This window comes from Kitasatospora sp. NPDC091207, from assembly GCF_044768625.1.
Taxonomy (GTDB): domain Bacteria; phylum Actinomycetota; class Actinomycetes; order Streptomycetales; family Streptomycetaceae; genus Kitasatospora.
The window spans coordinates 174,155-187,429 of sequence record NZ_JBIVVS010000019.1; the positions used below are offsets into that span (position 1 = coordinate 174,155).

13 protein-coding genes are annotated in these 13,275 nt (G+C 74.0%); 7 read left to right on the forward strand and 6 right to left on the reverse strand.

From position 1 onward, the window contains the following. Positions 1–16: 16 nt before the first annotated feature. Complete coding sequence (locus ACIQTO_RS27690) at positions 17–229, reverse strand: EF-hand domain-containing protein (protein WP_360632140.1); 213 nt, start codon at positions 227–229, stop codon at positions 17–19. Between the two features lie 238 nt (positions 230–467). On the opposite strand from ACIQTO_RS27690, the gene ACIQTO_RS27695 reads away from it, so the two are divergent. Further along, positions 468–1,136 carry a lysophospholipid acyltransferase family protein gene (locus ACIQTO_RS27695; protein WP_402393306.1) on the forward strand — a complete coding sequence of 223 codons (669 nt, stop codon included), beginning with the start codon at positions 468–470 and terminating at the stop codon, positions 1,134–1,136. 58 nt (positions 1,137–1,194) lie between these two features. Here ACIQTO_RS27695 and ACIQTO_RS27700 read toward each other — a convergent pair whose 3' ends face one another. After that, positions 1,195–3,030, reverse strand: a complete 1,836-nt coding sequence (locus ACIQTO_RS27700; protein ID WP_402393309.1) for an ABC transporter ATP-binding protein — start codon at positions 3,028–3,030, stop codon at positions 1,195–1,197. A 345-nt stretch (positions 3,031–3,375) separates the two neighbouring features. Continuing rightward, on the reverse strand, positions 3,376–4,152 hold the full coding sequence (locus ACIQTO_RS27705; RefSeq protein ID WP_402393312.1) for an SDR family NAD(P)-dependent oxidoreductase: 777 nt from the start codon (positions 4,150–4,152) through the stop codon (positions 3,376–3,378). A 188-nt stretch (positions 4,153–4,340) separates the two neighbouring features. Here ACIQTO_RS27705 and ACIQTO_RS27710 point away from each other — a divergent pair, with 188 nt between their 5' ends. The 4 genes from ACIQTO_RS27710 to ACIQTO_RS27725 all read left to right on the forward strand — a co-directional run bounded on the left by ACIQTO_RS27710 (position 4,341) and on the right by ACIQTO_RS27725 (position 7,491). After that, positions 4,341–4,538 (forward strand): hypothetical protein, encoded by a 198-nt coding sequence (locus ACIQTO_RS27710; RefSeq protein ID WP_387892552.1) that lies wholly within the window; start codon positions 4,341–4,343, stop codon positions 4,536–4,538. A gap of 93 nt (positions 4,539–4,631) precedes the next feature. Next, the gene (locus ACIQTO_RS27715) at positions 4,632–5,444 is read left to right on the forward strand and encodes a hypothetical protein (RefSeq protein WP_402393314.1); all 813 of its coding nucleotides are present in this window, start codon (positions 4,632–4,634) and stop codon (positions 5,442–5,444) included. Further along, positions 5,441–6,379 (forward strand): DUF6895 family protein, encoded by a 939-nt coding sequence (locus ACIQTO_RS27720; RefSeq protein WP_402393316.1) that lies wholly within the window; start codon positions 5,441–5,443, stop codon positions 6,377–6,379. Before ACIQTO_RS27715 ends, ACIQTO_RS27720 begins: the two co-directional genes overlap by 4 nt. Positions 6,380–6,384: 5 nt before the next feature. Next, positions 6,385–7,491, forward strand: a complete 1,107-nt coding sequence (locus tag ACIQTO_RS27725) for a serine hydrolase domain-containing protein (protein WP_402393319.1) — start codon at positions 6,385–6,387, stop codon at positions 7,489–7,491. 112 nt (positions 7,492–7,603) lie between these two features. On the opposite strand, the gene ACIQTO_RS27730 is transcribed toward ACIQTO_RS27725, so the two are convergent. Genes ACIQTO_RS27730 through ACIQTO_RS27740 form a run of 3 tightly spaced genes read right to left on the reverse strand, consistent with a single transcriptional unit; the run spans position 7,604 to position 11,123 of the window. Next, entirely contained in the window at positions 7,604–8,497 is an 894-nt protein-coding gene (locus ACIQTO_RS27730; protein ID WP_402393321.1) for an SDR family oxidoreductase, read from the reverse strand. Next, positions 8,494–9,441, reverse strand: a complete 948-nt coding sequence (locus ACIQTO_RS27735) for an alpha/beta fold hydrolase (RefSeq protein WP_402393324.1) — start codon at positions 9,439–9,441, stop codon at positions 8,494–8,496. Before ACIQTO_RS27735 ends, ACIQTO_RS27730 begins: the two co-directional genes overlap by 4 nt. Next, positions 9,438–11,123: a flavin-containing monooxygenase gene (locus ACIQTO_RS27740; protein WP_402393327.1), complete on the reverse strand. Its 1,686-nt coding sequence runs from the start codon at positions 11,121–11,123 to the stop codon at positions 9,438–9,440. Before ACIQTO_RS27740 ends, ACIQTO_RS27735 begins: the two co-directional genes overlap by 4 nt. Before the next feature lie 189 nt (positions 11,124–11,312). On the opposite strand from ACIQTO_RS27740, the gene ACIQTO_RS27745 reads away from it, so the two are divergent. Then, a complete protein-coding gene (locus ACIQTO_RS27745; RefSeq protein ID WP_402393330.1) occupies positions 11,313–12,125 on the forward strand; it encodes a MerR family transcriptional regulator in 813 nt (270 codons plus the stop codon). Positions 12,126–12,233: 108 nt separating this feature from the next. Next, positions 12,234–13,181 carry an ABC transporter substrate-binding protein gene (locus tag ACIQTO_RS27750; protein WP_402393332.1) on the forward strand — a complete coding sequence of 316 codons (948 nt, stop codon included), beginning with the start codon at positions 12,234–12,236 and terminating at the stop codon, positions 13,179–13,181. The last annotated feature ends 94 nt before the right edge of the window (positions 13,182–13,275 follow it).

Sequence of the window (13,275 nt, forward strand, 5' to 3'; positions counted from 1 at the left end):
CCCGCCCGAAGCGGACTCAGCCCTGACGCGCGGCCAGGAACTCGTCGAAGGTCAGCTCACCGTCGTGGTTGGTGTCCATCTGGTTGATGATGGCCTCGGCCATCGAGATCGACGTGGTCAGGTCGCCGAGCTCGCGGGCGACCTTCGCGTACTCGGCGGCGGTGATCCGGCCGTTGCCGTTCACGTCGTACTTGTCGAACGCCGCGCGGATGGTGTCGACGTCTGCCATGGGTGGCCCCTCCTGAATGAACTGCATGACTGCGATGATCTGCATGACTGCTGATGTGCTTTTCCGACGGCCGTACCCTACCCGGCCGTGGCGAGCACCACGGTTGCCGGGAGTGGACGGGCTCGGGGGTGGGTGTCGTAGTCTGCGGGTCTGATCCCGGCCCGGCCGGGGAACGACCGCCGATCGTCGTCTGTTCAGGCCCGGGCACCTCTCGGGCGTGCTCGTCCTGGGAGGGACCATGCTCGATCTCGTCACCAAGCTGGTGCTGAAACCGCTCGCGCGGGGAATCTGGCGGCCGAGCATCGAGGGCCTGGAGAACGTACCGCGCAAGGGCGGCGTGATCCTGGCCAGCAATCACCTCTCGTTCATCGACAGCGTGGTGATCCCGCTGACCGCGCCCCGCCGGGTGCACTTCCTGGCCAAGGCCGAGTACTTCACCGGCACCGGGGTGAAGGGCGCGCTGTCCAAGGGCCTCTTCGAGGCGATCGGCGCGGTGCCGGTCGAGCGCGGCACCTACCGCTCCGCCCAGGCCTCGCTGGAGTCGGCCCTGGAGATCCTGGAGGACGGCAAGGCCTTCGGCATCTACCCCGAGGGCACCCGCTCGCTGGACGGCCGCCTCTACCGGGGCAAGACCGGCGTGGCCTGGCTGGCCCTGACCGCCGGGGTCCCGGTGGTGCCGGTGGCGCTGGAGGGACCGGACCAGATCCTCCCGATCGGCAAGCGCCTCCCCCGGGTGCGCAAGGTCACGGTCCGCTTCGGCGAACCCCTGCACTTCGACGAGCTGCACGGCCAGGCCCGGTCGCTCAAGGCCCGCCGGCAGGTCACCGACGAGGTGATGCGGGCGATCCAGCAGCTCTCCGGCCAGGAGGTCGCGGAGACCTACAACGAGATCCCCAAGGCCGCCTGAGCCCGAACCGCCCGCCGGCCGACCACCGGGCGACCGCCGGTCACCGCCCGGCCGCCACTCACCGGCGCCCCGCCGCCTGGCGGTTCCCGGACACCGCGGCCGGCACCTCCCGGCGCAGCAGCGCCGCGTACCGGCCGTCGGCCTCGACCAGCTCGTCGTGGCTGCCCAGTTCGACGATCTCGCCGCCGTCCAGGACGACGATCTGGTCGGCGTCGCGAACGGTGGAGAGCCGGTGGGCGACGGTGATGGTGGTCCGGCCGGCCGCGAGCGTGTCGACGGCCTGCTGGACGGCGTGTTCGGTGCGGTTGTCCAGCGCGCTGGTGGCCTCGTCCAGGATCAGTACGGGCGGGTTGCGCAGGATGGTCCGGGCCAGCGCGAGGCGCTGCTTCTCCCCTCCCGAGAAGCGGTACCCGCGCTCGCCGACCAGGGTGGCGTAGCCGTCCGGGAGTCCGGCGATGGTGTCGTGGATCTGCGCGGCCCGGGCGGCGGCGGCGAGCTCCTCGTCGGTGGCGTCCGGCTTGGCGAAGCGCAGGTTGTCGGCGACCGAGGCGTGGAAGAGGTACGTCTCCTGCGAGACCACGCCGACCGCCCGGGACAGCGAGTCGAAGGAGAGCTCCCGGACGTCGACCCCGTCGATCGTGACCCGGCCGCCGGTCACGTCGTAGAGCCGGGGGACGAGGTAGCTGAGCGTGGTCTTGCCCGAGCCGGTCTCGCCGACCACGGCGAGTGAGCCGCCGGCCGGGACCTTGAGTTCGACCCCGGCGAGCGTGGGCCGCTCCTGCTCCGGGTCGTAGCGGAACTCGACGCCCTCGAAGCGGACCTCGCCGCGGATCTTCTCCAGGACGACCGGCCGCTCGGGCTCGGCGATCTCCACCGGGAGGTCGAGGTACTCGAAGATCCGCTGGAACAGGGCCAGCGAGGTCTGCACCTGGACGCCGGTGGACAGCAGACCGATGGTCGGGCGGAACAGGCCCTGCTGCAGCGAGACGAAGGCGACCAGGGTGCCGACCGAGACGATCGGCGAACCGCCGGCCGAGGCCAGGCCGGCCGCCCAGTAGATCACCGCGGGCATCGCGGCCATCACGATCTGGATGGTGTTCATCCGCCAGCGCCCGGCCATGCTGGAGCGCACCTCCAGCTCGGCGAGCTGGTCGGACTGCCCGGTGAACTCCGTGGCGAGCGAGTCGGAGCGGCCCATGGTGCGGCCGAGCAGGATGCCGCTGACCGAGAGGGACTCCTGCACGGCCGAGCTCATCGCGGCGAGCTGCTTCTGCCGTTCGCCGGTGATCTTCTTGCGCTCGTTGCCGACCCGGCGGCTGATCCAGACGAAGAGCGGCAGGAGCAGCAGCGAGACGACGGTGAGCCGCCAGTCCAGCGCGACCATGGCGACCACCGAGGCGATCACGCTGGTGAAGTTGGAGACCAGCGAGGTGGCGGTGGAGGTCACGGTGGACTGCATGCCGCCGATGTCGTTGGCGATCCGGGACTGCACCTCGCCGGTGCGGGTGCGGGTGAAGAACGCCAGCGACATCCGCTGGAGGTGGCTGTAGACGGCGGTGCGCAGGTCGTGCATCACGCGCTGGCCGACGGTGGTGGAGATCAGCGTCTGCAGCACGTTGAAGATGCTGTTGATCACGGCGGCGGCGATCATGCCGAGCGCCAGCAGGCTGAGCAGGCCGGTGCGCCCCTGCGGGATGGCGGTGTCCAGCACGGCCTTCAGCAGGAACGGCGACGCCACCGAGACCACCGCGGAGGCCGCCACCAGCGCACCGACCACGGCGAGCCGGCCGGAGTACGGGCGGAACAGCGCGAGGATGCGGCGCCACTGGGCCGGCGGGCGGGGCTCGCCCTCGGCCAGGGCGGGTGGGGTCCATCGGATGCCGTCGGGCCTCAAGGGCGGGCCTCCTGGGGTCGGACGCGCGGGCGCGTGGCGGGCCCGGCGCCGCACGGCGGTGCGGCAGGCGGGGCGGGCAGGGCGGTCGGGCGTCCGCCGGCATGGCGAGGATAGCTCATAGTTAGCGAAGCTAATAGTGAGGCTCTCTCTATTCCCGCGACCGCCCGACCGCCCCGACCCGAGCCGGACCCGAGCCGGACCCGAACCCCGCCCGGCCCGCTCTGCCCCGGCTCGCTCCGCCCCGGCTCGCTCCGCCCCGGCCCGAGCCCGGCCCGAGCCCGGCCCGAGGCCCGAAAGGCCCCCGGCGCCAGCCCCGGCCGACGCCCGACCCCGCCGCCCCGCCCCTCAGTCCGTCCGGTACGTCCGGGCCGCCTTGGAGGAGACCCCGCCGAGCTTGCCGGACGGCAGCAGCCGGGCGATCGCGACCGCGACCTTGTAGCGCTTGCTCGGAACGGACAGCGAGCGGCCGCGCGCCAGATCACGCATCGCCTCGTCGACGACCCGCTCGGCGGACAGCCAGCCCCAGGCCGGGATGTTCCCCGTCCCCATGCCGGCCCGCTGGTGGAACTCGGTGTGGGTGAAGCCCGGGCAGAGTGCCATCAGCCGCACGCCGCTGCCGCCGAGGTCGCGCATCACGCCCTGGGTGAAGCTCACCACCCAGGCCTTGCTGGCGCCGTAGGTGCCGCGCGGCAGGAAGGCCGCCACCGAGGCGACGTTGACGATCGCGCCCCGCCGGCGCTCGCGCATACCGGGCAGGGCCGCGGTGGTGAGCCGCAGGATCGCCTCCACGTGCACCTTCAGCATGTCCAGCTCGTCCTGGAGCGGGACGGTCAGGAAGGCGCCCTTGTTGCCGAAGCCGGCGTTGTTCACGAGCAGGTCCACCGGCCGGGCGGTGTCGGCCAGTCGGGTCTCGACGGCCGCGATGCCGGCCTCGGTGGCGAGGTCCGCGGTGAGCACCTCGGTGGCGATGTCGTACTTGGCGCGCAGGTCGGCGGCGGCCTTCTCCAGCCGCTCGGTGTCCCGGGCGACCAGGACGAGGCGGTAGCCGCTCCGGGCGAGCCGGCGGGCGAAGGCGGCTCCGATGCCGGCGGTGGCGCCGGTGATCAAGGCAGTGGTGGTCATGCGGCGACCGTATCTACTCACGAGTATCCGCGACAGCCCCGGCGGCTCCGCTGCGCGGCGGCGCCATACCTCTGGGTGACGACGGTCACGGAGCGTACTGCGGTGGCGCCGAATGGTTCGTGCTCCTATCGTCGATGAAGGGGGCATCGCCGGACCAGGCGGTGAAACTTCGATGAGGAGGCATCCAGATGCTTACTCAGACCACCCGGACCACGCGGTCGACGCTCGCCACCCAGGCGGAGCTCGACGCACTCGGCATGTTGATCACGGAGGACGAGGCGACCGTCAGCGACGCGCCCACGTACCGTCCGGAAGCCGCCGCCCTGCTGCTGCTGGCAGGTGCCCTGCTGTTGTCGCCGAAGCCGCCGAAGGAGAAGACCCGGTAACCCGGGCCCGACGGTACCCGGCACCGCGCGGAGTCCGCGGACGCACTGCCGCCCGTGACACCGCGAAGCCCCCTTCAAGGAGACGCACGCACCATGCCAACCGCCGATCTCTCGCTCCGTGACGAATACGCCGCGGCGGTGGAGCGGCTGGCAGGCCGCACCCTCGACGCCCTCCGGGGAGTCGGGGGTGCGGTCGCGCCCGCCGCACCCGACACCGGGCCCGCGCCGCGCCCGGTCCTCGCCGCCGCCCGGGTGCTCGGGCCGGACGTGCTCGCACCCCAGGCACTGGGCGCGGCCGGGGCCGACGAACAGGCCGTCCTGCTGCTGACCGAAGCCCACCTGACCTTCCCGCTCGCCGCCTTCCCGGCACCCGCCGACCCGGGATCCCCCACCTCCGCCCGGTCCGCCGACGAGGAGCGGGCCGCCGGTGCCGTCCTCGTCGCCGCGTGGCGGGACTGGGCCACCACCGTGCTGCTCTCCCGGACCCCGGGGCCCGCCGCCGGCACCCCGTTCCCCGAACCGGCCGGCGACCCGGCGCGGGACCGGGGCGCGCCACACCCCGGCCACGCCCCTCGGCCGGAGCCCTACGCCTGGCAGGCCTGGTCGGTCCGGATGGCCCAGATGTCCGCCCTCGCCCTCCCCGGCCTGGACGGACCCGTGCACGACGCGGCCCGCGAGCACACCCTCGACCTGGCCCGCGGCGCCGTCCGTTCGCTGCTGCGCTGCGACTACCGGGTCGCCGCCCGGCTGACCCGATGGCTCGCCTGGCTCGCCGCCGACGGACGGCCGCTGCCCCTGGAGGTCGAACCCGTGCTGGACCGGATCCGGGCCGTGGGCGACGGCAGCGCCCGCACCGCACTCGAACTCGCCGTCGCCGACCACCTGCTGAGCGGAGCAGCCTCATGACCGACCATCAGCTCCTCTCCGCCGCGCAACAGTTGGGCTCCCGCTCGATGGCCTGGCTGCACAGCTGCCACGAGCGCGGCTTCGGCCGGCTCCCCGACGACGTCACCATCGACCTGGCCGATCCGAACAACGCCTACAAGCCGCTCGCCGAGTCCGCCCTGGCCGCGTCACTCGTCCTGCGGGACGGCGTCACCGGCCCGCACGACGCCCGCATCGCCCGCGAACTCCTGGACTTCGGCTGGTCCCAGCTGCGGGAGGGCAACCTCCTGTACGAGCGGCTGCTGCGCTACCCGGTGATGACCGACCCGCTGGAGACCTACGTCCACTTCGCCCGGGCCGGCTACCGGCACGCCCCGCTGGAGGAGTTGCTGGAATCCCTGACGAAGGTCCGCGGGATCCAGGCCATCGAGATGATGCCCAACCGGCGGCTCGCCCTCGCCAACGCGCGCCGGGTGATCGGACTGCGCAACCAGCCCGACGACTGGGACGCCCTCACCGCCCGGACCTGGCTCGGCGCCACGCCGGAGCCCTGGGCGATCGACTGGCTGACCGGCTACCACATCACGCACGCCGTGTTCCACCTCACCGACTGGGGCGCCCGGCCCGAGGGCATGCCCGAACCGATGCGCGACTACGTCCGCGACTGGCTGCCGGTCTGGGTCGACACCTGGCTGGAGGTCGGCCAGTGGGACCTCGTCGGCGAGCTGCTGGTGGTCGACTCGTGCGTCGGGGAACCCGTCACCGGCACGCAGGGCTGGGAGGCGCTGGCCGCGATCCAGCGCGAGGACGGGCTGATCCCGCGCGAGAGCGCCGAACCGGTGTCCGACGACCCCGAGCAGGCCTTCCGCGACCACGAGCACACCGCCGTCGTCGCGGTGGTGGCCGGCACCGTCACCCTGTCCCGGGCGCTCGGCGGCGCCGCGGTGGCGGCCTGAACGCGATGGCCGACCCGGACACGATGACCGGCCCGGACCGCGCCTCCCGGCGGGCCGTGGCGCCGGGAGGCGGGGCGGTCCCCAGCGGTCCGGGCGCGGAGCACGTCCCCGTCCTGGTCCGGGCCGCCGCGCCGTACGCCACCGCCGTCACGCTGGCCGTGGCCCAGGGCGACCGGAGCGCCGTCCACTGCCACGGACGGACCGCCCACGACGGGGAACCCTGCACGCCCGACACCGTCTACGAACTCGGCTCCGTCACCAAGACGTTCACCGCGCTGCTGCTCGCCGTCATGGCCGCCCGGGGCGAACTCGCCCTGGACGACCCGCTGGAGCGCCACCTCCCGCCGGACTGGCGCCCGCCGGACCTCCGGCGCGGCGGCCCGATCCGGCTGCTGCACCTGGCCACCCACACCTCCGGCCTGCCCAAGCTCCCGCCCGGACTGCTCACGACCGCCCTCCCCACCTGGACCAGCAACCCGTACGTCGACTTCGACGACCGGCGGTTGCGCGCCGGCGTGGCCCGAACCACCGTTCGCCACACGCCCGGTGAGCGGTACGGGTACTCCAACTACGGAGTCGGCCTGCTCGGCCGGCTGCTCGCCGAGACGGGCCGCACCGGCTACGCCGAACTGCTCGCCGACCGCGTGCACGGCCCGCTCGGCCTGCGCACCGCCACCTGCTCCCCCGACGCCCCGCACCGCGCCACCGGCCACCGGCGCGGCCGGCCGCTCCCGCCCTGGCTCATCCCCGGGCTGCCGGGCGCCGGCGCCGTCCGGGCCGGCGGCGCCGATGTGCTGCGCTTCCTCCGCGCCCACCTGTCGCCGGGCGAGGGCGAGTTGGGGCGCGCGCTGCGCGACGTCCAGCGCCCGCGGCTTCGGCCGGCACGTTCGACGGACCGACTCGGGCTGGTCTGGAACCTGCGCGGCACGGCGGACGGCCGCGACCTCTACTTCCACTCCGGCGCCACCCGCGGGTTCACCGTCGTGGTCGGCTTCTGCCCGCAGACCGCGACGGCGGTCGCCGCCCTCACCAACACCGGCCCGGCCCTCGACGGACGCTTCGTGCAGTCGGCGTACGACATTCTGAAGCAGCTCGCGAAGCCGACGGACTGAGCGGCACCGGACGGGGGCGCCCGCCGGGCGGAGCCGACGGCAGGCGGGTGCGGGCCGGAGCGCGCCGAGGCCCGGCCGCCCCCGTCGCGCGGGGCCGGCCGGGCCTGGGCGGTCAGCGCTTCTCGGGGTGCGCGGCGCTGTCGGCCGCGCCGCCGGCGCCCACCGGGCGGAGCCGGGAGGCGGCGGTGGCGGCCAGTTGCGGGGCGAGCCGGGCGATGTCGCGGGAGCCGACGACGGCGATCAGCGAGGGCAGGATCCAGCGGACCGGCTGCATACCGCGCAGCCAGGACTGGGCGTAGACGTGGGCGGAGCGGCGGACGATGCCGGCGACCAACCGGTCCACGGCCGGACCGAGCGGGTACGTCTTGTTGGCGGGCCAGGGCAGCCGGGCGCGCATCTGCTGGAGGACGGCGTCCTCGTCGGCGCCGCGGACCATGTCGGTGTCGGTCCAACTCAGGTACCCGACACCGACCTTGACGCCCTGCGGGGCCACCTCGGCGCGGATCGAGTGGGCGAAGGCCTCGACGCCGGACTTGCTGGCGCAGTACGCGCTCATCAGCGGGGCAGGCGTGAGCGCGGCGAGCGAGGCGATCTGGAGCAGGTAGCCGCGGCTCTCGGCGAGGGCCGGCAGGAAGGCCCGCGCGGTGGCCACGCTGCCGAGCAGGTTCACCTCGATCACCCGGCTGAACGCCCGGTGGTCGCTGTCCAGCAGCGGGCCGCCGATGGCGATGCCGGCGTTGGCGACCACGACGTCGATCCGGCCGTAGTGCTCCTTGATCTGCCGGGCGGTCTCGGTGAGCGCCTCGATGTCGGTGACGTCGGCCTCCCAGGCGGTGGCGCCCGGACCGCAGAGCGCGGCGACGGCCTTGAGCTCGGCCGGCTCCAGGCCGAGCAGGGCGACCTTGGCGCCCTGCAGGGTGAGCTTGCGGGCCAGCGCGGCGCCGACACCGCGCGCGGCACCCGTGACGACGACGACCTGTGCGGACAGCGGCAACGTGGCGCTCATGCGGGCAGGCTCCTCTGGGGGGACGGGCGGTGGACGGCGGGCAGGTGGGCGGCCGCGAGCCGGTCGATCTCGGCGGCGACCTCGGCGGGCCGCTCGATCGGCGCCATGTGGCCGACCCCGGGCAGCAGGAGCAGGCCCTGCGGGTCGGGCAGCGCGGCGACGATCCGGTGCGCGTGCACCGGCGGGGTCAGCCGGTCGTCGGTGCCGACCACGACGGCGGTCGGCACGGTGAGCCGCGCCAGCCCGGCACGGACGTCCAGGGTGTCCAGCACTCCGGCCCAGCGGGACCGGACGACGGTCGGGCAGGCGTGCACGATCCGGGCCGTCGCCTCGACCTGCTCGGCGGGCGAACCGGCGCCCATGGTGCCGTACTTGAGCGCGGCCCGGCTGACCGGGCCGACCGGGCCGAGCGGCAGCCGCGAGCGCAGCCCCTGACGGTGCAGGAAGCGGCGCAGCCGTGGCGAACGGACCGCCTCCGGCAGGACCCGCAGCTCGGCCACCAGGTCGGCGGCGCCGGTGGAGACCAGCACGGCGGCGGCGGTCCGCTCGGCGACCTCGGGGCGGCCGGCGGCGGCCATCACGGTCATGCCGCCCATGCTGTGACCGGCCAGGACGGCCCGCTCCCCCGCCGGGACGGTCCGGACGAGCACGGCGGCGAGGTCCTCGGCGAGCGCCCGGGTGGAGTACCGGATCCGGCTGGGCGGGACTTCGCTGCGGCCGTGGCCGCGCTGGTCGTAGGCCACCACCCGGTAGCGGTCGGCGAGCCGGTGGATCACCGGTGCCCAGAACAGGGTGGAGCAGGTCCAGCCGTGGGCGAGCACGACGGTCGGGGCGCCGGGCTGCCCGTGGATCTCGGCGTGCAGGCGGCTCCCGTCCGCCGAGCGGATCTCCAACTCCTCGGTGGGGGCGGGCGGGACGCAGTCGGCGGGGATCGCGGGGCTCATGCCAGGGCCTCCTCGGGCGTCGCGGCCCCCCGGGAGGCCGGCGCGGTCCGCATGATCAGCTCGTACTCGGCGAGGTCGACCTTGCGGGTCGCGCGGCGGAAGGAGGTGGTGGAGCCGGGCCAGAGCACGGTGTTCTTGCCGCTGCTGTCCAGGTACCAGCTGCGGCAGCCGCCGGTGGTCCAGACGGTCCGGTCCATCCGGTGCTGGAGTTCGAGGTTCCAGTGCCGCTGGGCGCGGACGGTCGGCTGCATCGCGGTGGCACCGACCGAACCGAGCGTGGTGAGGGCGTCGACCAGGTAGTTCAGCTGGGACTCGATCATCAGGATCATCGAGTTGTTGCCGAGGCCGGTGTTGGGGCCGATCACGAAGAAGAGGTTCGGGAAGCCGTGCACGGTGGAGCCGCGCAGCGCCTCCATGCCGTCCTTCCACTCCTCCGCCAGGCTGGTGCCGTTGGCCCCGAACACCCGGGCGCCGATGGGCATGTCGGTGACGTGGAAGCCGGTGCCGAAGACGATCGCGTCCACCTCGTGCTCGCTGCCGTCGGCGGCGACCAGGGTCGAGCCGCGCACCTCGCGCAGGCCGGCGGAGACCACCTCGGTGTTGGCGGCGGCGAGCGCCGGGTAGTAGGTGTTGCTGAGCAGGATGCGCTTGCAGCCGATCCGGTAGTCCGGCGTGAGCCTGGCGCGCAGCGCGGGGTCGGCGACGCTCTGCGCGATGTGCCGCTCGGCGAGCCGCTGGACCAGCTTCAACAGGCCGGGGCGACGGACGAAGGCGTCGACCTGGAGCTCACGGAGCGCGAACAGGGCGCCCCGGCGGAGCTTGGCGGTGGCGGGAACCCGGCTGTGCAGCCATTTCTCGGCCTCGCTGATCACGCGGTCGCGGCGCGGCAGGACCCAGGCCGGGGTGCGCTGGAAGACCGTCAGCCGGCCGACCTTCGGCTGGATGTTCGGGATGATCTGGGCGGCGGAGGCACCGGTGCCGACCATCGCGACCCGCCGGCCGGCGAGGTCGTAGTCGTGGTCCCAGCGGGAGGAGTGGAAGACCTTGCCGGTGAAGGAGTCCAGGCCGGGCAGGTCGGGGATCTGCGGGTCGGCGAGCGGTCCGGCGGCGGAGACGACGGCGTCGGCCGTCCACTGGCCGGCCGTGGTGGTGATCCGCCAGCGGGTCCGGTCGGCCTCCCAGCGCGCCTCGGTCACCTCGGCGTTGAAGCGCAGGTGCGGGCGGATGCCGAAGACGTCGGTGACCTTCTCCAGGTAGGCGCGGATGTCGGGCTGGCCGGAGAAGCTGCGCGGCCAGTCGGGGTTGGGCGCGAAGGAGAAGGAGTAGAGGTGGGAGGGCACGTCGCAGGCGCAGCCGGGGTAGCTGTTGTCCCGCCAGGTGCCGCCGACCGAGTCGGCGCGCTCCAGGATGACGAAGTCGGTGATGCCGGCGCGGCGCAGCCGGACGCCGGCGCCGATGCCGCCGAAGCCGGAGCCGATGACGGCGACCCGGACGTGCGGGACGGCCGGGGCGGCCGGGGCGGGCTCGGACGCCGGGGCGGGGACGGCCGCGGCGGTTTCTGCGACGGCTTCCGCAGCGGTTTCTGCGGCCGGGGCGGAGTCGGCCGCAGCGGTGCCGGCCGGGGCGTCGAGCGGGTCCCGGCCGGACGCGTCGGGACGGGGGCGCTTGGTGCTGGATGCCATGCGGCGTCCTCCTGAGGGTGGTGGCCGTGAGGTGCGCACTGCCGCGACGTGCCGTCGTGCGTCCTGCCATCGTGCCGTCACGCCGTCGCGATAACCATGCCAGCAATCACTGGCACGATTGGCAGAGTAGCCCTTGCCGACAGCGGAGGGAAGGAGCCCGGCCACGTCACTTCCCCGATCGCCGGTCCTATGCTGAGCGCCGTGGACAAGGTCAGAGCGGGTGCGGGCGACGGACGACGCGAGTACCGGGTGGAGGAGCTGGCCGAAGCGGCCGGCATCACCACCCGGACACTGCGTTTCTACCGTGAGCGCAAACTGCTCCAGCCACCGCGCAAGGACGGCCGGATCGCCTGGTACGGCGAGGCCCACCTGGCCCGGCTGCGGGTGATCGCCGAGCTGCTGGAGCGCGGCCACACCCTGGGCGGCATCGCCGAGTTGATCGGCGCCGGCGAGAGCGGCCGGGACGTCGCCGAGCTGATCGGCCTGGGAGCGGCGATCATCGCGCCCTGGTCCGACGAGATCCCGGTCCACCTGGGCTGGGACGAACTGAAGGCCACCTTCGGCGACCAGCTCACCGAGGAGAACACCGCCGCCTCCATCGCCCAGGGCTACATCTCGGTCGAGGAGGACGGGATCACCCACGTCAGCCGCCGGTTGATGGACGCCACGACGGCGCTGGTCGCCGAGGGCGTGCCGCTCGCGATCGTGCTGGAGGCCAGCCGCCGCACGCAGGAGCACGTGGACGCGATCGCCGAGATCTTCACCGGACTGGTCCGCGACGAGCTGCTCGGTCCGCTCGCCGCCGACACCCCGCTGGCGCCCGGCGAGGCGGCCCGCCTCACCGAGCAGATCCTGCGGGTGCGGCCGCTGGCCCGGACGGTCACGGACGCCCAGTTCGCCCTGGCCATGGACCGGCGGGTGCACGCCGAGTACGACGAACTGCTGCGTCAGCGGCTGGAGCGCGAGGACGGCCCGGCCGGGCCGGAGGACCTGGACGACTGACCGGCGGAGCCTCCGGCGCTCCCGGCGCGCCCCGCCCGCGGGCGTAGCCGCCTCCCCCGGCGGGCAGGGATCGGGGCGCCCCGCCGCCTGCCGGATCGGAGTCGCCCGATGCTCCCCGCCCTCACCCGTCGCACCGTGCTCACCCTCGCCTCCGGACTGGCGCTCGCCGCCTGCGGCTCCTCCCGGGGCGGCCCCGCGGCCGCGCCGACCGCCGGCCGGGTGGTGCGGCACGCGCGCGGCGACAGCACGGTGCCGGACCGCGCCGCCCGGGTCGTCGCGCTGGACACCGACGCCCTGGACTCCGTGGTCACCCTGGGCCTCACCCCGGTCGGCGCGACCACCGTCGCCGAGGGCGCGCCGTTCTCCGGCTACCTGCCGGCGGACCGGCTGGCCGGGACCAAGGCCGTCGGCACCATCGGCCAGCCCAACCTGGAGAGCATCGCCGCGCTGAAGCCGGACCTGATCCTGAGCAACCAGGTCCGCGACGACAAGCGGTACGACGAACTCTCGAAGATCGCGCCGACCGTCCTGACCAGAACCACCGGGCCCGCCTGGAAGGAGAACGCCCGGCTGCACGCCGAGGCGCTGGGCCGCCGGAGCGAGGCCGCGGCGGCGGAGGCGGCGTACCGGGCCGAGGTGGCCGAGGTGGTCACCGCCCTCGGCGGACCGGCGAAGGCGGCGGCCACCAAGGTGGAGATGGCCCGCTTCCTGGCCGGCGCGCCCACCCGGCTCTACCTCAACGACACCTTCGTCGGCTCGCTCTTCAAGGACCTCGGCGTGGGCCGGCCGGCCAACCAGGACAAGCCCGGCTTCTCGATCGAGATCAGCCCCGAGCAGGTCGACCAGGCCGCCGCCGACGTCATCTTCTACTCGGTCTACGGCGACGCGGCCAAGTCGGACCGGTCCAGGATCGTCGACGGCGCGCTCTGGAAGAACCTGGCCGCGGTGCGCGCCGGGCGGGTGTACGAGGTGGACGACAGCCTCTGGATGCTCGGCATCGGCTACACGGGCGCGGGGCTGATCCTGGACCGGATCCGCGCCGCCCTGACCGGCTGAGCTTGACGTTTAACCTCGGCGGGCCTGGTGTTCCTTGATCGACTCGGCGCGTTTGACCGTTTTGCCGACGTCGTGGTGCTTGGCGCGTTGCTTG